The following is a 22,543-nucleotide window of genomic DNA, read 5'->3' as shown; positions in this document are numbered from 1 at the left end:
ACCGCTCCCGGAGGAGTGCGAGGTGGCGGCGCAGCGAGGTCACGGGCGTCAGCGCCCCGCGTGGGTCGCCGGGAGCGGGACGACGTCGAAGAGCTCGTCGACGACGTCGGGCACCGTGACGCCCTCGAACTGCGCGTCGGCGTCGAGGAGCATCCGGTGCTGCATGACGGGCACCGCGAGCTCCTTGAGGTCGTCGGGCACGACGTAGTTGCGGCCCTGCCCGGCGGCCCAGGCCTTGGCGGCGTGGACGTAGCCGAGCATCCCGCGCACCGAGAGGCCGAGGCGCAGGTGGCGGTGGTCGCGGGAGCGCTCGGCGAGCGCCTGGACGAACTCCAGCAGCGGCCGCGCCACGTGGACCTGGCCCGCGACCTGCCGCATCCGCAGGACCTGCGCGCCGTCGATGACGGGCGTGACCCCGCCGGCGCGGTCGCGGACGGCCAGGCCCGACAGGACCCCGATGCTCGCCTCCGCGTCGGGGTAGCCGATGGCCGTCTTCATGAGGAAGCGGTCGAGCTGAGCCTCGGGCAGCGGGTAGGTGCCGGCCTGCTCGATGGGGTTCTGGGTCGCGATGACCATGAAGGGGCTCGGCACGTCGTGGGTCGTGCCGTCGACGGTGACCCGGCCCTCCTCCATCACCTCGAGCAGCGCCGACTGCGTCTTCGGCGAGGCGCGGTTGATCTCGTCGGCGAGGACGACGTTGGCGAAGACCGGCCCGCGCCGGAACTCGAAGACCTGCGCGCGCGGGTCGTAGATCGAGGCGCCGGTGACGTCGCTCGGCAGGAGGTCGGGGGTGAACTGGATGCGCTGGTGGGTGCCGCGCACGGACCCGGCGAGGGCGCGGGCCAGGCTCGTCTTGCCGGTGCCCGGGACGTCCTCGACGAGGAGGTGGCCCCCGGCGGCGAGGCAGGTGACGGCCAGCTGGACGACGCGCTCCTTGCCGACGAGGGCCTCGCCGACGGCGCCGACGACCGTCGTGAAGGTCTCGCCGAACCAGGCGATCTCGTCGGCGTGGGCCAGGGGCTCGGTGCTCATCGCGTCCTCGTCGGTCGTGGGGGTGGGGTGACGGAAGGGGCTCATCGGGCGGTCCAGGTGTCCTCGACGGGGGTGGCGGGGTCGCGGTTGTCGTCGCACGTGATGGTGTACCGCGTCCCCGGCACGGGCGTGAGGCCCGTCGTCGGCGCGTCGGGGCCGAAGTCGCCGCCGGCGTCGGTCTCGAACGTGGCGCGGACGGGGTCGCCGCCCTCCGGGGTGATCGTGCAGCGCATCGTGGCGCTCGCCGTCAGGTTGCGCGCTCGGAGGGTGATGACGTCGCCCTCCGAGCGGGCGGCGAGCGTGCCGGTGCCGGTGCTCGCGGTCGTCGAGCTGCTGCGCGAGTCGCCGCCGCGGGTCGCGGTGGCCTCGATCGTCACGTCCCGCCCGTAGCCGACCTTGGTGCGGTAGCGCTGGGTCCACGGGCCGGCGCCGGTGCGGTCCGGGTCGGGCGCGAGCGTGCCGTCGACCCCGCCCTGCACGCTGACGGCGACGTCGGCCGCGCGGCCGTTGGCGTCGACCGTCACGACGTAGGTGACGTAGGCCCCGACGGTCGACTCGACGCTGACGCCGACGGCGCCGAGCGGGCCGTAGACCACGTCCGAGGTGACCCGGGCGCTCGAGCTGAGGCCGGCGGAGTTCGTCGCCGTGAGCACGAAGGTGTAGTCGCTGCCGTTCTCGGGGACGGTGACGGTCTCGTCGAAGTCGGTGGGGGTGCGCGGCGCGGTCCACTCGCCGCACGACGACCCGCCGACGCGGCAGGTGATGGTCACGCCGTCGTCGCGTGCGGGCGGCGAGGTGAAGCCGAGCTCGACCTGCCGGTCGGTGCCCGTCGCCGTCGCCGAGAGGCCGGTGAAGTCGCCGGGGGTGCCGACGGCCTTGCGCGAGGTCGGTGCGCTGGGCGCCGAGCGGTTGACGTCGTTGGCCGCCTGGACGCGGTAGTCGTAGGTCGACCCGTCGTTCTCGACCGCCTCGGCCTCGCAGCGCGTCGCGGCCGTGCCGGCGCAGAGCGTCACGGTGCCGCCGGGTCCGCTGCGGGTGACCGTGTACGTCGTGTCGCCGGGGCCGTTCGGCGCGACGCCGCTCCACGAGACGACGACGACCTGGCGCGCGCCGCCGCCGATCTCGCTCGCGTCGACCCGCGGCGCGTCGGGCACGGCGGGGGTCCCCGCCGACTGGCCCTCGACGGTGACCGGAGGGCCGAAGCCGGCCTTGTTGCGTGCGCGGATGGTGAACGGCGTGCGGAGGGCGTTGTCGAGGCCGCCGGCGGTGACCGACGTCGTGCTCGCCTCGGCGCGGCCGCCCGGCCACGTGACGAGGTAGCTGTCGACCGCCGAGCCGCTGCTCGGGGCGGCGTCCCAGGCGACGGTGACCGCCCGGTCCCGGGGGTCGGTGACCCGGGGGGCCCGCGGCGCGCCCGGCACCTCGTCCGGGGTGACGGCGGCGGAGGCCGCCGACGGCGGGCCGTAGCCGACGGCGTTGCGCGCGCGGACCGTGAAGCGCGTGGCCACGGCGTTGCGCAGCCCGGTGACGACGCACGGCGAGGCCCCGCACAGCTGGGTGCCGCCCTCCCACGCGACCTCGTAGCCCTCGACGGGCAGGCCGTTGTCCCGGGGCGCGGTCCACGCGAGGCGGGCGGAGCGGCTGAGGGTGGGGCCGGCCTGCGTCGGCGCCCCGGGGGCGTCCGGCGTGCCGAGGACGTCGACGGTGAGGGTGCCGGTGCCCTGCCGGTCGCGCCGGTCGCCCGCCTCGACGTCGGTGAAGGTCACCCGGAAGGTCAGGCGTCCCTTGGCGGTCGGCCCCGGGGTCACCGAGACCAGCTGTGGCCCGTCGACCCGGGCGGTCGCCGTGCCCGTCAGCGGCTCGATGCCGAGGACGTCGTAGCGCGGGTCGACGAGCGGCGAGGACAGGTAGCCGACGAGCGACACGGTCTGGGTCGAACCGGCCCGCACCCCGCTGACGGTCACCGGGTCCATGGTCGGCGGCTGCGCGGGCGCGACCCGCACGGTGAGCACGGCGGGGACCGCCTCGGTGCCGTCGACGGTGACGAGCAGCCGCGCGCTCGTGCCCGGGACGGCGGCCGACGACGCGGCGACCGAGAGCGTCGTGCCGCCCCTGGAGATGACCGACAGCCCCGCGACCGGCGACTCGAAGGCGCCCGAGTAGCGCAGGTCCTCGGCCGCCTCGGGGCTGGAGGTCCAGACGTGGCACAGGTCCTGGATGCCGAGCGGGCGCGAGGTGCCGCCGACGACGACGTCGACCGCGGTCGGCGGGCAGCGCAGGACGGGCGTCTCGGGGCCGACCTGCACCGGCACGGTGAGGAAGGCGCGCCGCCCGGCCCCGGCCGTGGGCGAGGCGGCCGTCGTCACCTCGAACGCGATGGCGGCGGGGCCGACGTAGTCGCGCAGCGCCGTGACCCGCAGCCGCGACGGGCCCTCGGAGCGCACCCGCAGGGCGCCGGCCGGGGAGGCGGCGAACCGGTCCTCCGTCGTCAGCGTCAGCGGGCGGCCTGCGGGGCCGTCGACGACGTCGGACAGGTCGACGAGGGCGGACCCGCCGCGCTCGACCCGGACGAGCGCGTCGGGCTTGACGCTCGGCACGCTGGCGCCGCCGGCCGGGATGTGGACGAGCCCGAGCGCCGCGGCACCGCCGGAGTCGACGACCTCGAAGGACAGCACCTGGGGCACGGCCCGGACCGGCAGCGAGGCCCGCCCGTCGACGACGGCGACGCCGGGGGCGTTGAAGACCCGGCTGACCTGCAACGTCCCGGAGGGGTCGTCGGGGTCGACGGCCCCGGCGAGCAGGTCGACGTCGACGGTCTGGGCGCCGGGCGCCGGGCGCGCGAGGGCGTTGCGCGGCTCCGGGGGCAGGTTGACCCCCTCGCGGCCGCGGACGGTGAGCGTCGCGGTCGAGGTCTCGCCGTTCGACCCGAGGATCGCGTAGCGGACGCGCAGCGGGGCGGCGGGCGGCGGGCCGACGACGGCGATGCGCCCGGTCGCGGGCTCGAGCCGGGCCCGGCCGCGGGCGGTCTCGTCGAGGGTCTCGAGCGGCTGGACGGTCGCGCGCTCGCCGATCGGCTGGATGTCGTTGCCCAGGACGTCGACCGAGACGCGGCGGCCCGGCGCGACGGTCACCTCGTCGTCGACGGCGACGACCGGCTGCGGGTCGCCCGGCGGGGACACCGCGATGCGGATGGTGCCCGTCCCGACCTTCGTGTAGCGGTCGCCGAGGAGGTAGGTGATGTCGTCCGTGCCGCCGCTCGTCGGGTACGCCTGGTAGGTGATCGAGGAGGGCGTCACGGCGAGCACGCGGCCGAGGCGCGGCGCGGAGGCGAGCCCGACGAGCGTCGTGGAGTCGCCGTCGGGGTCCGCGCCCGAGCCGGCGATCGAGACGGTGATGGTGTCGCCCGCGACGACCCGGCCCTCGAGGGTCGCGGGGGTCGGCGCGCGGTTGGGCTGCTGCGGGCTCGGCGGCGCGGTGACGGTCACCCGCACGCTGCCCGAGGCCCGGGAGCCGTTGGCGTTCTCGACGACGTAGGTGATCGTCACCGTGCGCTGCTCGGTGACCTCCGGGGCCTGGTAGCGCACGAGCGAGCCCGCGACGTAGGCCGCGCCCGTCGGCTCGTCGGTCGGCCCGCCGTCGGCCCCGCCGACGGGGAGCATCCCGCTGCGGGCGGCGCCCTCGACCTGCGGCGCGAGCCGCAGCGTCGTGCCCCCCGGGTCGAGGTCGTTGTCGAGGACCGGGATCGAGGCCTGGTCGCCGGAGCGCACCGTGGCGGTGTCGTCGACCGCGACCGGGGAGTCGTCCTGCGGGGCGGGCAGCTGGAGGACCGAGACCGACCCCGTCGCCGTCTTCCCGGCCCCGTTGGTCACGGTGTACCGCACGAGCACCGGGTTGGGGCGCAGCTCGGGGCTCGTCGCGCGGATGCGGAGCCACCGGCCGCGCAGCACCGCGACCTCGACCCCGAGCGCGGAGTCGGCCACCGCGGACTGGACGGTGAGGAGGCCGCCGGAGGGGTCGACGTCGTTGGCGAGGACGTCGGTGATCGTCGCGGTCTGGCCGTGGAGGACGGTCTGGTCGAGCATCGCCGTGATGTCGCCCGTGCGCTCCGAGGCCGCCCGCACGTCGACGCGCATCGCGCCGCGCACGGTGTTCGCCGTGCCGTACCGGACCGTGTACCCGAGCAGGTAGGTGCCCGGCGCACTCGCGGTGACGGTGACCGTGCCGGCCTCGAAGCTCGTCGAGACCGTCGTGCCGTCCGGGGCCGTCACGTTGCCGGCGAGCTGGAGGCGGGCCGCCGGGTCGGTGGGGTCCGTGCCCGGGATGTCGTTCTCGAGCGGGCGCAGGACGATCGGCTTGTCGACCTCGCCGCGCCCGACGTCCGGCAGGGTCGTCGGGGACGTCGGCTGCGTCGCGTCCGGCGAGAGGACGTCGAGGCTCAGCTGCCCGGTGCTCGGGGCGGCGCCGTCGGTCACCGTGTACTCGAGCGTGCGGGGGCCGGTCTCGCCGGTCGCCGTGTAGCGCAGGCGGCCGTCCGGGGTGACCCCGACCGTGCGGTCGCCGTCGCGGGCGCCCGTGACCGCGACGGGGTCGGAGTCGGGGTCGCGCCAGTCGCCGGCGACGGGCACCGTGACCGAGCCGCGGTTGGTCACGGACGTGACGCCCGGGACGTAGTTGCTGCGCAGGACGGGGGCACCGTTCTCGTCCGGGCCGCGGACGGTCACGGTGACCCGCGCGCTCGAGCGGTTGCCGCGGCCGTCGTCGATGACGTAGTCGAAGGCCGTCGAGCGGGCGGTGGGGGTCAGCTGCAGCTGCACCGTCTGGCCGTCCGGCGAGATGTCGACCCGGCCGTCGAGACCCGGCAGCCCGGTGGCCCGGGTGATCGACAGGACGCTGCCGCTGGGGTTGGCGTCGTTGTCGAGGACGTGCAGGACGCTCGTGCGGCCCGGGCGCGCGCCCACCTCGTCGTCCCGGGCCTGCGGCGGCTTCGCGGTGCGGTCGACCGTCGAGGAGGGGTCGGTGTCCTCGGGCGGGGTCTGCGACGACGGCGGCGCGACGGCCGCCCAGTCGTCGAGCCGGTCGCCGGAGTCGAGGTCCCAGACGGCGCCGGTCGAGGTGTCGTTGAGGGCGACCGTGCGGTGGTTGACCCGCAGCCGCGGCGAGCTGAGCGTGCCGGCGTCGGTGAGGTCGACGGTCTCCGGGGCGGCGCCGCTGCACACCTTGACCGCGCGGCCGGGCGTCCCGGACCACGCGGCGTACGCGCAGCCGTCGAGGACCACCGGCGCCGTGCCGGGGCCCGAGCCGCCCGTCGCCAGCGACCGGGTCACGCCGGTGCGCAGGTCGACCGACAGCAGCGCACGGGGCGTCGCGACGAGCACGGCGCCGTCCGTCGTCACGTCCTGGGGCACCCCGCCGACCACCGACTCGCCGCTGAGGCTGACGCGTGCGCCCCCGGGGCGCACGAGCACCCCGGACACGGTGTCGAGGACGACCGGCCCGTCGGGGGTCAGGACGAGCTGCGCCTCCTGGAGCGGCCCGCCGAGGGAGCTGCGGACGGTCCGGAACCCCCCGTCGGCGGTCGGCGACAGCGTCGTCATCCGGCCACCGGAGCCCGCCGCGTAGGCGGTCCCGTCGGCGGCGACCGCCACGTCGGCCGGGAAGTCGGTCGTGGCGTCGGGGGCGATGGGCACGACGTCGGCGGCGCGGGCCCCCGACCCGAGGCCGTCGACCGCGGCGACGGTGGGGGTGAGGGAGTGCGCGACGTGGACCCCGCCGGTCTCGGGGTCGACCGCCGCGGAGGTGCCCCCGCCGACCGCGAGCAGGGCCCGGCCGGGCAGCTCGACGGCGCGGTCGGTGACGAGGGCGCCGGCCTGGACGTCGACAGGGGTGACCCGGCCGCTCGAGCGGTCGCGGGTGAGGACCGAGCTGCCGGACTGGACGACGTCGAGCGCATAGCCCTGGTTGCTCTCGTCCGCCGGGGGGAAGGCGGCGTCGAGGCGGGCGGCGGGGCCGTTGAGCCGCCCGAAGAGGCCCGAGCGGTCGTTGGTCACCCACAGGGTGCCGTCGTTGGCCTCGGGGTGGTCGGTCGGGTAGCCGTCGCTCTGCGTGGCCGCCCAGCCGTAGCCGCCGAGGACGAGCGCGACGACCGTCGCCACCACCGTGCCCGTGCGGGGTCGCCGGAACCCGCGACGGGACCGCTGGCCACGCCGCGACGGGCTTCGCACCTCGCTCATGAACCCTCGGTCCATCGGCTCCGGGCACGGACCGACCTCCGCGCCCGCAGTCATTGTGTGCCATCCGGATGGGTCAGGTGTGCCGGTTGGGACAATGCGGCCCCGGCGTTTCGTCCGGTGGCGACGTGCGGTGCGTCGGGACGCGCCGGCGGGCCGGGACACCGTGGGGTGTCCCGGCCCGCCGGGGGTGAGCGGTCAGGCCCGGTGCACCTGCACGACGCTCGGGCGCGGCCCGCCCCAGCGGCCGCGGGAGAGGGTGCCCGGCGCGACGTAGTCCGGGAAGAAGGAGTGCTGGTCGGCCCAGGACCCCTCCTCGCCCGGGTGCTGGACGGCGACGAAGACGCTCCCGTCGCGGTCGTGGACGACCGGGCCGCAGGTCTCCGCCTCGCGCGGGACGGCGAGGAACTGCTCGACCTTGCCGCGCTGGCGCCCGGTGAGGGTGACCCGGTGCAGGGCGTCGTCGAGGCCGAGGGTGCCCGGCTGGCCGTCGGTCGAGATCCACAGGGCGCCGGTGGAGTCGAAGGCGACGTTGTCGGGGCAGGAGATCGGCGAGACCGGGCCGTCGTAGCCGCCGAAGTACGTGCCCGCCGAGCTCGGGTCGCCGCAGACGAGGAGCAGGGTCCACGCGAAGCGGGTCGAGGTCGGGTCGTTGCGGTGCTCGGTCAGCTCGAGGACGTGGCCCTCGCGGTTGGTGACGCGGGGGTTGGCCTCGTCGACGCGCGGGTTGGAGCCGACGCCGCGGTTGGTGTTGTTCGTCAGCGCCGCGTAGACCTTGCCGGTCACCGGGTTGGGCTGGACGTCCTCGGGGCGGTCCATCTTCGTGGCGCCGACGCGGTCGGCGGCCAGGCGCGTGAAGACGAGGACCTCGGCGACGCTCATCCCGGGGACCTTCGAGCGGCCGCCCTCGACGAGCGGCAGCCACTGGCCGCTGCCGTCGAAGGCCTCGTCGGCGGGCAGGTCGCCCGAGCCGTCGATCTGGCCCGCCGGGCTGTCGCCGGTCAGCCGCGCCACGTAGAGGTCGCCCGAGGACAGCAGGCGCTTGTTCGCCTCGCGGGCGGCGCGCGAGGAGCCCTTGACCATCTTCTTCGAGGAGACGAACTTGTAGATGTAGTCGAAGCGCTCGTCGTCGCCGGAGTAGGCGACGACCCGGCCGTCGGGGGCGACCCGGATGTTGGCGCTCTCGTGCTTGAAGCGGCCCATCGCGGTGTGCTTGACCGGGGTCGAGTCGGGGTCCTCGGGGTCGACCTCGACGACCCAGCCGAAGCGGTTCACCTCGTTCTCGTAGCCGGGCTGCCGGGCGTCGAAGCGCGGGTCGACGGTCCACCAGGCGCGACCGCCGGCGGTCGTGGGGATGCCGTAGCGCTTGTTCTCGGGGGTGTCGTTCGCGACGAAGTACTGGTTGAAGTTCTCCTCGCCCGACAGCACGGTGCCCCACGGGGTCGTGCCGCCGGAGCAGTTGTTCTGCGTGCCGAGGATCCGGCGGCCCAGCGGGTCGTCCTGCGTGCGCAGCAGCGGGTGGCCGGCGGCCGGGCCGTCGACCGCGAACTCGGTCTGCAGGTGGATGCGCCGGTTGAGGCGGCCCCCGCGCACCATGCTCCACGGGCGGCCGGGGCCGGAGCGGCGCAGCTCGACGACGGTCAGGCCGTGCGCGGCCATCGCCACGCGCTTCTGCTCGGCGAGGGTCTCCTCGTCGGCGGCCGGCGGGAACATGATGGTCTCGTTCGTGTACTCGTGGTTGAGCACCGCGACGGCCCGGCGGCCGTGGCTGCCCGGGCGCTCGATGACGTCGAGGTAGTCGCAGTTGTAGCCGACCTGCTGGCGCTGCGCGGCCTCGGTCTGGTGCTCGGGGTCGAACTCCGGGGAGGTGCGGAAGAGCGGGTCGCCCCAGCGGATGATCGGCGTCCAGGCCCAGCCCTTCGGGACGGTCAGGTCGTCGACGTCGGCGGGCACGGGCGCGATCGGGGTGAACCGCAGGCCCTTCCCCGCGTGCGCACCGCCGCCGTGACCTCCGTGCGCGGCGGCCTGGCCGGCCGGCGAGAGGGCGAGCGCGAGCGCGCCACCACCGACGCCGCCGAGCATCCGGCGGCGGCTGAACGCGGCGCTCGCGACGTCGCGGAAGTAGCTGTTCTCGCTCGTGTTCGGGGCCGGGTGCGCGCAGGCGTTGCCGCACTTCAGCTCGCACGTGACCGCGCTGCGCTTGCCGCGCGCGTGGGGCACGAGCGAGAGCATCCGGCGGTTCTCGGGGGCGATGGTCATGGGGGTTCTCCCGGGGCTCGGCGTGGGTGTCCGCGCAGGACGCTAGGTCCGGGAGGGGACCCTGCCGCCGTCCTGCGGGGGAACACCGGGTGACCATTGCGGGAGGCCCGGGTGACGCGCGGGTCAGGCGTCGGTCAGGGCCCGGTCAGGACGACGCGGCGCCGGCGTCGGCCGGGCGGTGCAGCACCGTCTGGGCCGCGACGACGACGAGGCCGGCGACGCCGACGAACCACGCCCAGCCGGTCCACCCGGCGGCGAAGAGCCCGAAGGCGACGCCGTAGACGAGGACGACCGCCGCGGCCGTGCGCGGCCCGGGCGCGAGGCGCAGGCGGGCCTTGGGGGCCATGAACAGCCCCCAGAGGAGCAGGACGAGCAGCGTCGCCACGACGGCCGCGGCCCAGCCGGCCGCTCCCCCGCCGACGGCGTGGTGGGCGAGCGCCCCGACCCCGCCGAAGAGCGCGAGCTCGGTGACGAAGGCGACGAGCGCCAGCAGCGCGAGGACGGGCGTGCTCACGGCCGCGCGACCAGCCCGCGGGTGACGTCGGCGGCGGTGGCGGCGCGGTGGCCGGCGAACCGGCCGCGACGGCGCTCGGCGATGGCGGCGCCGCTGACGCGCTCGGCGGCGATCTTCTCCTGGAGCGTGATGATGCCCTGGAGCAGCGCCTCGGGGCGCGGCGGGCAGCCCGGCACGTAGACGTCGACGGGCACGAGCTGGTCGACGCCCTTGGTCACCGAGTACGAGTCCCAGTACGGCCCACCGGAGTTGCTGCACGCCCCGAACGAGATGACGTACTTGGGCTCGGGCATCTGGTCGTAGAGACGGCGGATGGCCGGCGCCATCTTGTCGGTGACGGTGCCGGAGACGACCATGAGGTCGGCCTGCCGCGGCCCGGGCGCGAACGGGATGACCCCGAGCCGGATGAAGTCGTGCCGGCCCATCGACGTGGCGATGAACTCGATGGCGCAGCAGGCGAGCCCGAAGTTGAAGACCCACAGGCTGTAGCGCCGGCCCCAGTTGAGGACCATCCGCACGGGCTTGGGCGCGTGCTCGGCCAGCGGCCCGACGCGCGGCATCGGCAGGTCGACGCTCATCCGCGCTCCCCCGTCATCGCAGGTCCCAGCGCAGCAGGCCGCGCCGGCCGGCGTGCACGAGGCCGAGGAGCAGGACGCCGACGAAGACGACGACCTCGACGAGCGAGGCGACCCCGAGCTCGGCGTCGCGCAGGACGAGCGCCCACGGGAAGAGGTAGACCGCGTCGACGGCGAAGACGACGTAGAGGAACGCGAAGGAGAGGTAGCGCACCTGCGACTGCGCCCAGCCGCTGCCGACCGGGTCGACACCTGACTCGTACGTCGCGAGCCCGGCCGCGTCGGCGGCCCGGGGCGCGACGAGGCGCCGGACGACCATCGCGGCGGCCACGAGGAGCACACCCGCGAGGACGACCGCCGCGACGGCGAGGTAGCCCTCCATGACGCGCCAGCCTAGCCGGGCCCCCGGGCGGGGTCCGGGGTCAGGAGCCCTGCTCGAGGAGGAAGCACGCGCCGTAGAGGGTGAGGATCGTCCCGGCCTTCGTGCCGAAGACGACCCGCGCACCCGTGGCCGGGTCGCCGACGGAGACCTCGTGCGCCCCCGGCTCGTCCTGGAGGACGGTGACCTCGGTGAAGCCCTGGGCCGCGAGCGGCGCCTTCATCGCGTCGACGGCCTTGGTCCAGTTGGCGTCCTCGACCGCGCCCTCGGCCCCGTCGAAGGTGTAGTTGCCGTTCTTCGCCCCGTCGACGCGGTCGAAGGGGGCACCACAGCCGCCACGGTCGGAGCGGACCGGCTCGGCCTCGTTCCAGCGCAGGCCGGGCTGCTGCGCGTCGACGATGTCGCGGAGCTCGCCGAGCAGCGCGAGGTACCCCTTCTCGGCCTGCTCGAAGGTCGGTCGCTGCGCCAGCTGCTCCCTGGGGTCCATGCTGCCTCCCGTGCTCGTCGTCGAAGAACATCCCGCCGTCGCCGCGAGCGCCACGGCGGCCAGCACCGTCGCGCCGCGTCGCCACGCGCCTCGCCCGCCCCGGTGACCGCCCATGGTCGGCCAGCCTAGGCGGCGGGCCGTCATCCCCCGAGCCACGAGGGCCACCAGTCCCAGGCGCGGGGATCGTCGGTGATGCCGGTGTTGTTGCCCTCGACGGCGTCCTGCGGGTGGCCGGAGACGACGGTGGCCATGTTGTACTGGCTCGTCGACTCGGCCTGCAGGTAGCTCGAGTGGCCGCTGACGCCCTCGTAGTCGCGCCCGTCGACCGTCGCGTCACCGGTCTCGAGGTGGTTGATGCCGTCCATCGCCGAGGGGTCGATGCCGAACCGCCCGATGTCGCCGACCCCGTCCCACTTCGCCTCCGCGTAGTAGGCGCTGCCGCTCGGGATGTCGAGGTCGTCCACGTCGCTCGTGCCGAGGCCGGGCGAGCCGAAGAACACGGCGCGGTCGACGCCGGTGCCCTCGTGCTGGAGGCCGTACCCGGTCGTCGTCGACCCGTAGGAGTGGCCGAGCGCGGTGAGGTCGGGGTCGGTGGCCCGCGAGGAGTTCAGGCCCCGGTAGAAGTCGGCGAGCGCCGCGCCGCCGTCCTCGGCCGACCCCGAGAGCGCGACCGAGTCCCCGGAGAACGTCGACCCCCACTGCGGCGCCTGGTAGTCCAGCCAGACCACCGTGGCCACGGTGCCCGACATGTCGCCGTTGCGGCGGAGCTCGTCGAGGGTCGCCCGGCGCAGGTCGGCCATGTCGTCGACGTAGCCGCCCATCCCCTCGACCGTGCTCGTCAGGCCGGGGGTGAAGACGCCGACGTGGTCGGCGGTGTCGACGTCGCCGACCGAGACGGCCGCCTGGGGCCGCTGGCCCTCGGGCAGGTCGAACACGAGGAGGTGGCGGTCGTCGTCCTCGAGGACGCTCTCGAGGGTGTCGATGGCGCCCAGCTGCTCCCGGATGGTCTGGGCCTCGGCCAGCAGCGCGAGGTAGTCGGGGTCGTACGGGTCGGGGTCCATCGCGGCGAGCTCGTCCTCGATGTCCTGCTGCCGGTCGCGCAGCTCGGTGGCCGTCTCCTCCAGGCGCGTCCGGTTGGCCTCGTCGCGCACCCCCATCGGGATGCCGTCGAGGTTGCCGACCCAGTCGGGGTGCTCGTCGAGGATGCGCTGCTGCTCCTCCGGCGAGAGCGACTCCCACCATCCGGTGTTGTCGGCGGGGGTGCCGCCGCTCGGCGGCCCGAGGAGCGAGAGGTGGCCGGCGGCGTCGCCGTCGTGGGCGGCCTCGTCGAGCGAGAGGTCCGAGCCGTCCGCGATCGTGCCGTCGCGGACCGAGGTGAGCACGGCGACGAGGTCGACGTCGACGTCGTTGGCCTTGCGGAGCGCCTGCTCGATGCGCGCCACGCACTCGTCGACGAGGACCTGGCGCTCCTGGCGGGCGACCTCCTCGTCGTGCTCGGTGGCGTAGCACATCTGCAGGCCGGTCCCGTCGGTCACCGTGCCGTCGGCCGAGATGGTCAGGCCATGGGCGCTCGCGTACTCGACGGCGGCGTCGACGGCGTGCTCGACACCGGTCACGGCGTCACCGGCCTCGATGACGGCCCGGCGGGCGGCGCTCACCTCGGCGACGAGGATCTCGAGGTCGTCCGTGACGCGGCGCAGCCGGGTGCTCGCGGTCGAGGCCGCCGAGCCGGTCCAGCGCGCCGGGCCGGCCATCGTGCGCAGGTCGTCGGCGCGGTCGGTGAGGGTGCGCCGGCTGGTCGTCAGCGCCTCCTCGGCCGTGGTGAAGGGCGCGGCCCTCCACTGCGTGACCTGCCCCCAGGTGAGGCTCATCGGGGCTGGTTCGGGCCGGCGGGCGTGAACGCGGCGCGGGCGGCGGCGTCGTCGGTCTCGTACTGCGTGGCCGCGGACTCCAGCCCCTCGGCGTAGCGGCGGGCGCCCCGCACCCAGGCGCGCACGTCGCTCTCCCAGCCGGTCGCGACGGTCTCGACGAGCACGGCGGCGCTCGCCCCGGGGATGGCGGCGGCGATGCCGCGCAGGTCGCCGGGGGCCGTGGTGTCCTCGACGCCGTCGAGCGCGTCGCGGGCCGCCTGCGCCGAGCTGCGCAGGTCCTCGATCTGGACCTCGTACCCCATGCCTCCCCCTCGTCCGGTGGACCGTCGGCCCCCACCCTCCCGGCAGTCCCCCGACCGTACAAGGGGGAGCACTCCCCATGAGGGCCGGTCGCGACGCCCCGTGGACGGGCGGGTGGCCGATGCGTGGATGCGAGGAAGGGTGCCCTCACCTGCGACGTACGATGGAACACGGTGCGCCCACCTGTGGTTTGGGCCCCACGAGAGCACTCCCGACACCCCAGGGACCACCGTGACCAGCAAGACCGTCCAGACCCTCGACCGCGTCGTCATCCGGTTCGCCGGCGACTCCGGCGACGGGATGCAGCTGACCGGCGACCGCTTCACCTCCGAGACCGCGGCGCTCGGCAACGACCTGTCGACGCTGCCGAACTTCCCGGCCGAGATCCGCGCCCCCCAGGGCACGCTGCCCGGCGTCTCGAGCTTCCAGCTGCACTTCGCCGACCACGACGTCCTCACGCCGGGTGACGCCCCCGACGTCCTCGTCGCGATGAACCCGGCAGCGCTCAAGGCCAACCTCGCCGACGTGCCGCGCGGGGCGACGATCGTCGCGAACACCGACGAGTTCACCAAGCGCAACCTCGCGAAGGTCGGCTACGACGCCAACCCGCTCGAGGACGGCAGCCTCGACTCCTGGCACGTGCACCCGGTGGCGCTCACCTCGATCACCGTCGAGGCGCTCGCGCCGTTCGAGGGCCTGAGCCGCAAGGAGAAGGAGCGGGCGAAGAACATGTTCGCCCTCGGCCTCCTGTCGTGGATGTACACGCGGCCGACCACCGGCACCGAGGCGTTCCTCGCGAAGAAGTTCGGCGGCCGTCCCGAGATCCTCGAGGCCAACCTCACCGCGCTGCGCGCCGGCTGGAACTACGGCGAGACGACCGAGGACTTCGCGTCCTCGTACGTCGTCAAGGCCGCGCCGATGGCCCCGGGCACCTACCGCAACGTCACCGGCAACACCGCGCTCGCGCTCGGCCTCGTCGCCGCCGCTCACCGAGCCGGCCGCCCCCTCGTGCTCGGCTCGTACCCGATCACGCCGGCGTCCGACATCCTCCACGCGCTGTCGTCGATGAAGCGGCACGGCGTGACGACGATCCAGGCCGAGGACGAGATCGCCGGCATCGGCATCGCGCTCGGCGCGTCGTACGGCGGCGCGGTCGGGGTCACGACGACGTCGGGGCCGGGCATCGCCCTGAAGTCCGAGACGATCGGGCTCGCGGTCTCGCTCGAGCTGCCGCTCGTCGTCGTCGACATCCAGCGCGGCGGGCCGTCGACCGGGCTGCCGACCAAGACCGAGCAGGCCGACCTGCTCCAGGTGATGTACGGCCGCAACGGCGAGTCGCCGGTGCCCGTCGTCGCGGCGCAGACGCCGGCCGACTGCTTCGACGCGGCGATGGAGGCGGTCCGCATCGCGACGACGTACCGGACGCCGGTCATCCTCCTGTCCGACGGCTACCTCGCGAACGGCTCCGAGCCGTGGTCGGTGCCGGCGGTGTCGGACCTGCCCGAGATGGCGGTCGACCTCGCCGTCGAGCCGAACGCGGTGGACGACAAGGGTGCTGCGGTCTTCCGCCCGTACCTGCGCGACCCCGAGACGCTCGCGCGGCCGTGGGCCGTCCCGGGCACGCCCGGCCTCGAGCACCGCATCGGCGGCATCGAGAAGGCCGACGTGACGGGCGACATCAGCTACGACCCCGACAACCACGACCTCATGGTGCGGCTGCGCGCCGCCAAGGTCGCGGGCGTCACCGTCCCCGACGTCGAGGTCGACGACCCGAGCGGCGACGCGAAGGTCCTCGTCCTCGGCTGGGGCTCGACCTACGGCCCGATCGCGTCGGCGACGCGGACCATCCGCAACGCCGGCCACCGCGTCGCGCGGGCGCACCTGCGCCACCTCAACCCCTTCCCCGCGAACCTCGGCGAGGTCCTGCGCCGCTACGAGCGCGTCGTCGTGCCGGAGATGAACACCGGCCAGCTCGCGCTCCTGCTGCGCGCGGAGTACCTCGTCGACGTCCGCTCCCACACGTCGGTGCGGGGGCTGCCGTTCACCACGGTCGAGCTCGCCGACGTCGTCTCGACCACCCTCGAGGAGATCCAGTGACCACCGTCGAGCTCGGGATGCCCGTGACGGGCCTCCAGCACGTGCCGCACCTGCCGGACGACGCCGCGAAGCAGACGAAGAAGGACTTCACCTCCGACCAGGAGGTGCGCTGGTGCCCCGGCTGCGGCGACTACGTCATCCTCGCCGCCGTCCAGTCCTTCCTGCCCGAGCTCGGGCTGCGCCGCGAGAACATCGTCTTCGTCTCCGGCATCGGCTGCTCCTCGCGCTTCCCGTACTACCTCGACACCTACGGGATGCACTCGATCCACGGGCGCGCGCCGGCCATCGCGACCGGCCTCGCGACCTCGCGGCCGGACCTGTCGGTGTGGGTCGTCACCGGTGACGGCGACGCGCTGTCCATCGGCGGCAACCACCTGATCCACGCGCTGCGCCGCAACGTCAACATGACGATCCTGTTGTTCAACAACCAGATCTACGGCCTGACCAAGGGCCAGTACTCTCCCACGTCGCGCACCGGGTCGGTCACGAAGTCGAGCCCGCTCGGGTCGGTCGACGCGCCGTTCAACCCCGTGTCGCTGGCCCTCGGGGCGGAGGCGACGTTCGTCGCGCGGGCGATGGAGTCCGACCGCGACGAGCTGAAGTCGGTGCTCAAGGCCGCGGCCGAGCACCGGGGCGCCGCGCTCGTCGAGATCTACCAGAACTGCCCGATCTTCAACGACGGCGCGTTCGAGGTGCTCAAGGACCGCTCGCAGCAGGCGGCGCGCATCGTGCGCCTGCGCTCGGGCGAGCCGGTCACCGTCGGGCCGGAGGACGACCGCCGCGTGCTCGTGCGCGTCGCCGGCGGCCGCTCGGAGTTCGTGCCCGAGGCCGAGGTCGGCGCCCGCGAGGTCGTCGTCCACGACGCCGCGGCCGAGGACCCGTCGGCGGCCTTCGCGCTCTCGCGCCTGGACTCCCCCGAGATGACGCACGTGCCGATGGGCATCTTCCGCCAGGTCGGCCGGCCGACGTACGACGACCTCGTGCGCGCCCAGGTCGAGGGCGCGGTCGACGCCGCCGGCGGACCTGCGGGGGACGACGACCTCGACGAGCTGCTGCGCGGCCGCGACACGTGGACCGTGGGGTGACCGCGGCGGGGGACGAACCGGCGTCGTCGGGCGCCACCGAGGCCGAGGCCGCTGCGGCGGAGGTCCGCCGGGGCACCGGCTACGGCTTCCTCGCCTACGGCATCTGGGGGCTCTTCCCGCTGTACTTCGCGGCGCTCAAGCCGTCCGGGGCGTTAGAGATCCTCGCGCACCGGATCCTGTGGACCCTCGCCGTCTGCGCGCTCGTGCTGCTCGTGCGGCGCGACCTCGCGTGGATCCGCTCGTTCGTGTCACGGCCCCGGCTCGTCGCCGGCATCACCGTCGCCGGGCTGCTCATCGCCGCCAACTGGGTCATCTACGTGCTCGCCGTCCTCACCGGGCGCACCTACGAGGCGGCGCTGGGGTACTTCCTCAACCCGATCGTCACCGTCGCCCTCGGCGTGTTCGTGCTGCGCGAGCGGCTGCGGCCGCTGCAGTGGGCCGCCGTGGGGGTCGGGGCCCTGGCGTCGGTGTGGCTCGCCGTCGCCGGCGGTGTCGTGCCGTGGATCCCTCTCGCGCTGGCGTTCTCGTTCGGCCTCTACGGGCTCGTGAAGAAGAAGGTGGGCGCCTCGCTCGAGGCGATGCACTCGCTGGCCGCCGAGACCACGGTGCTCGCGCCGTTGGCCGTCGTCGTGCTGTTCGTCCTGTCGGCGCAGGGCTCGCTGACCTTCGCCGGGCACGGCGGTGGGCACACGACGCTGCTCGTGCTGTCCGGCGTCGTCACGGCCGTCCCGCTGCTGCTGTTCGCCGCTGCCGCGCGCCGCATCCCGCTCGTGACGATCGGGCTCATCCAGTTCATCACCCCCGTCCTCCAGCTCGTCGCCGGCGTCACGCTGCTCGGCGAGCACGTCTCGGGGCGGCTGTGGGTCGGCTTCGGCATCGTCTGGGTGGCGCTCGTGCTGCTCTCCTACGACTCCCTCACCTCCGCCCGCGCGTCGCGCCGCGCCGCCGCCGCCGAGCGTGACCCCGGCTGCCCCGAGCCCACCGTCTGACGACGACCTGTCGGCCCGGACAGAACCCGGGTGGCGAACCCCTTGTGCCGCAAAGGTGCAGGTCGTAGGTTCACAGCACTCGAAGCAGGGGGAACTCGTCGTGCGTACATCTGTCGTCGCCCGGGCCGCAGCGGCCACCGTTCTGATGCTCACCGTCGCCGCGTGCGGCACCCAGGAGGCCGACCCCACATCCGGTGGGGCACAACCGTTCGCGGCCGCACCGTCCAGCGCCTCCGCGCAGGAGGCCGCAGCGCTGGCCGCCGCTCAGCAGGTGGAGGACGAGATCGCCGCCGGACAGGCCGCGGTCACGGCGGCGGCCGAGGCGAAGGCGGCCGCAGAGGCGCAGGCCAAGGCGAAGGCAGCCGCCGAGGCCAAGGCGAAGGCAGCGGCGAAGGCGAAGGCTGCGGCAGCCGCGAAGGCCAAGGCTGCTGCCGCGGCCGCCGCCAAGAAGGCGAAGGCTGCGGCCGCCGCGAAGGCCAGGGCGGTCGCCGCCCAGAAGGCGAAGGCCAAGGCGGCCGCTGCCGCCAAGGCTCGGGCGGCTGCCCGTCCGGTGGTCTCGAGCGTCTACTACGAGAACTGCACCGCAGCCCGTGCGGCGGGCGCTGCGCCGGTCCACCGTGGCGACCCCGGCTACGCCAGCCACCTCGACCGCGACGGCGACGGCATCGGCTGCGAGTAGACCGGTCCGGGGCTGGTCGACCGGCCCGCCGCGGGGCAGACTCGCCCGCGTGAAGGAGTACACGCTGCTCGGCAGCGACGGGCAGCCCTGTCGGTCGACCGTGCCCGGGACCCTCGGTGGGCACCGACGCACGAAGGTCTACGGCCGCCTCGACTGCCCCACCGCGCTGCGGTACATCGCCAAGGGGCAGTACGTGACCCACCGCGTGTTCTTCGCCGACGAGGGAGTCGCCCTCGCGGCCGGATACCGCCCCTGCGCCAGCTGCCTCCGGCCGGAGTACCGGCGGTGGAAGGCCGACCGGGACGACTCCTGACCCGGCCGCGGGTCGTCAGCCGTCGAGGAAGGACCTGACGGCGGCGGTGAAGCGCCGGGGCTCGGTGGCGTGGACGAGGTGCCCGGCGTCGATGGTCACGAGGCGGGCGTCCGGCAGCGTGTCGGACAGCTCGCGGACGTGCTCCTGCGGGACGTGGCTGGTCGACCCGCCGGCGACGACGAGCGTCGGCAGGGCGACGTGGGCCATCAGCCGGGGCCAGGCGGGGTCGGGGTCGTCGATCTCGGGGCGTACCTGCTCGACGACGGCCCAGTCGAACGGCAGCTCCCCGTCCGGCCGCACCGGGGGTGCCGGCGAGCGCCGGTGTGGGACCCCGACGTCCTCGAGGATCAGTCGCCGGACCGTCTCCGGGCGCTCGGCGGCCACCCGGCAGGCGACGAGGCCGCCGAGGGAGTGTCCGACGAGGTCGACCACCGGCTCGCCGAGGACGTCGAGCAGACCGGCAACGTCCCGGGCCATCAGGGCGATCGAGTAGGTGCCGGGACGGTCGCTGCCCCCCTGTCCGCGCAGGTCGACGGCGTACGTGTCGCGGTCCCGGGCGAGGTCGGTCGTCACGACGTCCCAGTCGTGCGCGGTCATGCCGGTCCCCGGCAGCAGCACGACCGGCGGCGCCCCGGACGGTTGCGACGGTCGACGCATGATGCACGCGAGGTGCATCCCACGACCGACGTCGACCCGCTCCGTGTGATGCACCCTTCGACCCTGCGGCACCCGACCCGGCACGAGCAAGGGTGTTCGCCGCGGGCGGACGTCACCCGCGGGCAGGATGGCCCCGTGGACGACGGGGTCGAGGTCAGCGCGATGGCGATCAACGTCGCCGTCCCGGAGCACCTGCAGTGGACGGACGAGCGGCGCGGCGAGGAGTTCCTCCTGACGACGCTCAACGTCCGGATGCTCCCCGACGGCACGCTCGCCGCGAAGGCCTACGGCCGCCCCAGCGCGGGAGGGCGTGGCGCGTACACGTCCTTCCGGATGCCCGACTCGCCCGAGCTGCGGGCCCTCGTCGACGCCGCCGCCACCCGCGCCGCCGAGCGGTGGGCGGCGCACCGCGGTCTGGGCTGACGGGTCCGGGACCACCGACACCTGCACGCCGCTGTTCTGCTCGGGACGCGGGCGACCGCGCGAGCCCCCGGACCCCCATCATGAGAGGCATGGACTGGTACCTCGACCGGCACGACCAGCTCGGTGAGCTGCGCCGCGAGATCGGCCGGTACCTGACCCGGCACGCGGTGCCGGACCGGGAGGCGGTCGAGGACGCCGAGCTCGTCGTCAGCGAGGCCGTCGGCAACGCGCTGCGCCACACCGCCGGCCCCGTGTGGGTCTCCCTCAGCTGGGCCGAGGAGCACCCGGCCCTCACCGTGTACGACGTCGGCTCCTCGCTGCCCGTGTCCGGACGCCACCCCACCCCGACCGGCCCCGACGAGGGCGACGGCGACGACCTCGACGACCTCGGGGACCTCGCCGAGTCGGGGCGCGGCAGCGGGATCATCGAGCTGCTCGCCCACGACGTCGTCGCCCGGCTGCGCCACGAGTCGGGGACGGTCGTCTCGATGCGGCTGGCGGTCTCTCGCCGGCCGACGGTCAGCCTCGACCCGCCACGACGGGACAGCGGGCTGCTGCCGGCGCTCGACGAGGCGAGCCCCACCGGCGGCTTCGGGCGCGAGTCCTTCCTGCGCGCGCTCGTCGTCCAGATGTCCCGCGCCGTCGAGCACCACCACGGGCCGGACGCGGCGGAGGCCGCGGTCGCCCAGGTGGGCATCGACGTCGGTGGCCAGATGGAGGCCGAGTTCCGCCTTGCCGAGGGCGTCGTCGACCGCCTCACCCCGGAGGAGCTCGGCCGCTGCTACGTCCGCCTCAAGCACGCCATCGACGGCGGGTTCAGCGTGGTCGAGGCCTCCGCGGAGCGCGTGGTCCTCGTCAACACCCGGTGCCCGTTCGGCGACACCGTCCGCCAGGCGCCGGCCCTGTGCCGGATGACGTCCAGCGTCTTCGGCGGCATCGCGGCGCGCAACCACGACGTCGGCGCGTCGGTCCTGCTCGAGGAGCGCATCGCCGTCGGCGACCCCGGGTGCCGCGTCGTCGTCCACCTCGGTCACGCACCGGCCGACGTCGAGCCCTTCGCCCACCACTACGCCACGCCGTCCGGGGCCGCCGCTCGCTGACCGGCCACGGGGGTCGTCCCCGGTCGGTGCCGTCCTAGACTCTCGGCTCGTGAGCACTCCCCCGGCGTACCCCACGATGGAGGACGTCATCGGCGGTACGCCGCTGGTGCGTCTGCAGCGGCTCCCCGGGCCCGAGAACGACCGGCGCGGCAACGTGCTGCTCGCGAAGCTCGAGGGCAACAACCCCGCGGGCTCGGTCAAGGACCGGCCCGCGATCAGCATGATCCGCGGCGCCGAGGCACGCGGCGAGATCTCCCCCGGCGACACCCTGCTCGAGGCCACCTCCGGCAACACCGGCATCGGGCTGGCGATGGCCGCCGCGATCAGCGGCTACCCCCTCGTCATCGTCATGCCCGAGGACGCCTCCGTCGAGCGGGCCCAGACGATGCGGGCCTTCGGCGCCGAGCTGGTCCTCACGCCGGCGGCGGGTGGCATGGAGGAGGCCCGAGACGTCGTGACCCGGATGGAGCAGGAGGGGCGCGGGCGGGTCCTCGACCAGTTCGGCAACCCCGACAACCCGCGCGCCCACGAGCTCGGCACCGGCCCGGAGCTCTGGAGCCAGACCGACGGCCGCATCACGCACTTCGTCTCCGCGATGGGCACCACCGGCACGATCACCGGCGTCTCGCGGTTCCTCAAGTCGCGCAACCCCGACGTCCAGATCGTCGGCGCCCAGCCCGCCGAGGGCTCGAAGATCCCCGGCATCCGGGCCTGGCCCCCGGCCTACGTGCCGAGCATCTTCGACCCGTCGGCGGTGGACCGGACGGTGGAGGTCACCCAGGACGACGCCGAGGAGATGGCCCGGCGGCTGGCCCGCGAGGAGGGCATCTTCGGCGGCCCGTCCGCGGCCGGCGCGTGCTGGACCGCGCTCCAGGTGGCGCAGGAGGTGCGCGACGCGACGATCGTCTTCGTCGTGTGCGACCGCGGCGACCGCTACCTCTCCAGCGGCATCTTCCCCGCCTGACCCCCTCGACCGCCGCAGGTCGACCCGCAGGCTGTGGGGTCATCGAGGCCGATAGACCTCGCGACGGTGGTCGATCCGGAGGACGACGACCTCGCGGGCCTCCTCGTGGATGCGGTACAGCACCCGGTAGGTCCCCCGTCGCGCAGCGTGGATGCCGGCCAGGTCCGCGCGTAGCGGCTTACCCACACGCTGAGGGTTGTCGACCAGCGCGCCGGTGAGGAACTCGACGACCGCGGCAGCCACCGCCTCGGGCAGACCGGACCGGATCGCCCGGACAGCCGGTGGGGTCAGGACCAGCTCGTAGGGCGCGACGTCGCTCACGGGCGCAGCGCGCGCACCACATCCACCCCGCGAACGACATCGCCCGAGGCGTAGGCCGCGTCCGCCTCGCGGATGTCCGCGAGCGCGCGAGGGTCGCTGAGGACGGACAACGTCTCCTCGAGCTCGGCCAGGTCCTCCGGGCTGATGATCACCGCGGCCGCGCGCCCGTTACGCGTCACGGTCACCCGCTCGTGCTCGCGTTCGACGCGGTCGACGACGTCGCTGAAGTGGTCACGGACCTCGCGCAGTGGCTCGACGCTCATGACCACAA

20 protein-coding genes are annotated in these 22,543 nt (G+C 74.6%); 8 read left to right on the top strand and 12 right to left on the bottom strand.

From position 1 onward, the window contains the following. Positions 1–48: 48 nt before the first annotated feature. The 9 genes from HL663_RS07275 to HL663_RS07235 all read right to left on the bottom strand — a co-directional run bounded on the left by HL663_RS07275 (position 49) and on the right by HL663_RS07235 (position 13,646). The gene (locus HL663_RS07275) at positions 49–1,032 is read right to left on the bottom strand and encodes an AAA family ATPase (RefSeq protein ID WP_173027727.1); all 984 of its coding nucleotides are present in this window, start codon (positions 1,030–1,032) and stop codon (positions 49–51) included. A 41-nt stretch (positions 1,033–1,073) separates the two neighbouring features. Further along, positions 1,074–7,184 carry an Ig-like domain-containing protein gene (locus HL663_RS07270; protein WP_173027726.1) on the bottom strand — a complete coding sequence of 2,037 codons (6,111 nt, stop codon included), beginning with the start codon at positions 7,182–7,184 and terminating at the stop codon, positions 1,074–1,076. 273 nt (positions 7,185–7,457) lie between these two features. After that, positions 7,458–9,518: a PhoX family protein gene (locus HL663_RS07265; RefSeq protein WP_173027725.1), complete on the bottom strand. Its 2,061-nt coding sequence runs from the start codon at positions 9,516–9,518 to the stop codon at positions 7,458–7,460. 145 nt (positions 9,519–9,663) lie between these two features. After that, positions 9,664–10,032 carry a DUF2568 domain-containing protein gene (locus HL663_RS07260; protein WP_173027724.1) on the bottom strand — a complete coding sequence of 123 codons (369 nt, stop codon included), beginning with the start codon at positions 10,030–10,032 and terminating at the stop codon, positions 9,664–9,666. Next, on the bottom strand, positions 10,029–10,610 hold the full coding sequence (locus HL663_RS07255; protein ID WP_173027723.1) for an NADH-quinone oxidoreductase subunit B: 582 nt from the start codon (positions 10,608–10,610) through the stop codon (positions 10,029–10,031). Before HL663_RS07255 ends, HL663_RS07260 begins: the two co-directional genes overlap by 4 nt. Positions 10,611–10,623: 13 nt before the next feature. Continuing rightward, the gene (locus HL663_RS07250) at positions 10,624–10,989 is read right to left on the bottom strand and encodes an NADH-quinone oxidoreductase subunit A (RefSeq protein WP_173027722.1); all 366 of its coding nucleotides are present in this window, start codon (positions 10,987–10,989) and stop codon (positions 10,624–10,626) included. A 40-nt stretch (positions 10,990–11,029) separates the two neighbouring features. Further along, complete coding sequence (locus tag HL663_RS07245) at positions 11,030–11,587, bottom strand: LppA family lipoprotein (protein ID WP_173027721.1); 558 nt, start codon at positions 11,585–11,587, stop codon at positions 11,030–11,032. A 26-nt stretch (positions 11,588–11,613) separates the two neighbouring features. Next, the gene (locus HL663_RS07240) at positions 11,614–13,344 is read right to left on the bottom strand and encodes an alpha/beta hydrolase (protein ID WP_173027720.1); all 1,731 of its coding nucleotides are present in this window, start codon (positions 13,342–13,344) and stop codon (positions 11,614–11,616) included. Next, entirely contained in the window at positions 13,341–13,646 is a 306-nt protein-coding gene (locus tag HL663_RS07235) for a hypothetical protein (RefSeq protein ID WP_173027719.1), read from the bottom strand. The genes HL663_RS07240 and HL663_RS07235 overlap by 4 nt, the downstream gene beginning before the upstream one ends. A gap of 229 nt (positions 13,647–13,875) precedes the next feature. Between HL663_RS07235 and HL663_RS07230 the strand changes: the two genes are divergently transcribed. From HL663_RS07230 to HL663_RS07210, 5 genes are all read left to right on the top strand, one after another. Then, positions 13,876–15,741, top strand: a complete 1,866-nt coding sequence (locus HL663_RS07230) for a 2-oxoacid:acceptor oxidoreductase subunit alpha (protein WP_216842699.1) — start codon at positions 13,876–13,878, stop codon at positions 15,739–15,741. 17 nt (positions 15,742–15,758) lie between these two features. Continuing rightward, positions 15,759–16,826: a 2-oxoacid:ferredoxin oxidoreductase subunit beta gene (locus tag HL663_RS07225; protein ID WP_173030051.1), complete on the top strand. Its 1,068-nt coding sequence runs from the start codon at positions 15,759–15,761 to the stop codon at positions 16,824–16,826. After that, complete coding sequence (gene rarD, locus HL663_RS07220) at positions 16,823–17,815, top strand: EamA family transporter RarD (protein ID WP_173027718.1); 993 nt, start codon at positions 16,823–16,825, stop codon at positions 17,813–17,815. Before HL663_RS07225 ends, rarD begins: the two co-directional genes overlap by 4 nt. Before the next feature lie 100 nt (positions 17,816–17,915). Beyond that, complete coding sequence (locus HL663_RS07215; protein WP_286175997.1) at positions 17,916–18,494, top strand: excalibur calcium-binding domain-containing protein; 579 nt, start codon at positions 17,916–17,918, stop codon at positions 18,492–18,494. A gap of 49 nt (positions 18,495–18,543) precedes the next feature. Continuing rightward, complete coding sequence (locus tag HL663_RS07210; RefSeq protein ID WP_173027717.1) at positions 18,544–18,807, top strand: Ada metal-binding domain-containing protein; 264 nt, start codon at positions 18,544–18,546, stop codon at positions 18,805–18,807. A 15-nt stretch (positions 18,808–18,822) separates the two neighbouring features. Here the strand turns inward: HL663_RS07210 and HL663_RS07205 are convergent, their stop codons facing one another. After that, positions 18,823–19,404, bottom strand: a complete 582-nt coding sequence (locus tag HL663_RS07205) for an alpha/beta fold hydrolase (RefSeq protein WP_286175996.1) — start codon at positions 19,402–19,404, stop codon at positions 18,823–18,825. Between the two features lie 195 nt (positions 19,405–19,599). On the opposite strand from HL663_RS07205, the gene HL663_RS07200 reads away from it, so the two are divergent. The 3 genes from HL663_RS07200 to cysM all read left to right on the top strand — a co-directional run bounded on the left by HL663_RS07200 (position 19,600) and on the right by cysM (position 21,951). Continuing rightward, a complete protein-coding gene (locus HL663_RS07200; protein WP_173027716.1) occupies positions 19,600–19,887 on the top strand; it encodes a hypothetical protein in 288 nt (95 codons plus the stop codon). Between the two features lie 89 nt (positions 19,888–19,976). After that, positions 19,977–20,987 (top strand): ATP-binding protein, encoded by a 1,011-nt coding sequence (locus tag HL663_RS07195; protein ID WP_173027715.1) that lies wholly within the window; start codon positions 19,977–19,979, stop codon positions 20,985–20,987. Between the two features lie 49 nt (positions 20,988–21,036). Then, positions 21,037–21,951 carry a cysteine synthase CysM gene (gene cysM, locus HL663_RS07190; RefSeq protein ID WP_216842698.1) on the top strand — a complete coding sequence of 305 codons (915 nt, stop codon included), beginning with the start codon at positions 21,037–21,039 and terminating at the stop codon, positions 21,949–21,951. 39 nt (positions 21,952–21,990) lie between these two features. Here the strand turns inward: cysM and HL663_RS07185 are convergent, their stop codons facing one another. Together HL663_RS07185 and HL663_RS07180 are read right to left on the bottom strand one after the other, a co-directional pair. Further along, on the bottom strand, positions 21,991–22,272 hold the full coding sequence (locus HL663_RS07185) for a type II toxin-antitoxin system RelE family toxin (protein WP_173027714.1): 282 nt from the start codon (positions 22,270–22,272) through the stop codon (positions 21,991–21,993). Further along, the gene (locus HL663_RS07180; protein ID WP_173027713.1) at positions 22,269–22,535 is read right to left on the bottom strand and encodes a type II toxin-antitoxin system Phd/YefM family antitoxin; all 267 of its coding nucleotides are present in this window, start codon (positions 22,533–22,535) and stop codon (positions 22,269–22,271) included. Before HL663_RS07180 ends, HL663_RS07185 begins: the two co-directional genes overlap by 4 nt. Positions 22,536–22,543 lie beyond the last annotated feature (8 nt).

Origin of the sequence: Arthrobacter sp. NEB 688 (assembly GCF_013201035.1) — a bacterium.
GTDB lineage: Bacteria > Actinomycetota > Actinomycetes > Actinomycetales > Dermatophilaceae > Phycicoccus.
Note: the sequence above shows the minus strand (reverse complement) of the source record. Positions and strands in the feature narration are given on the sequence as shown.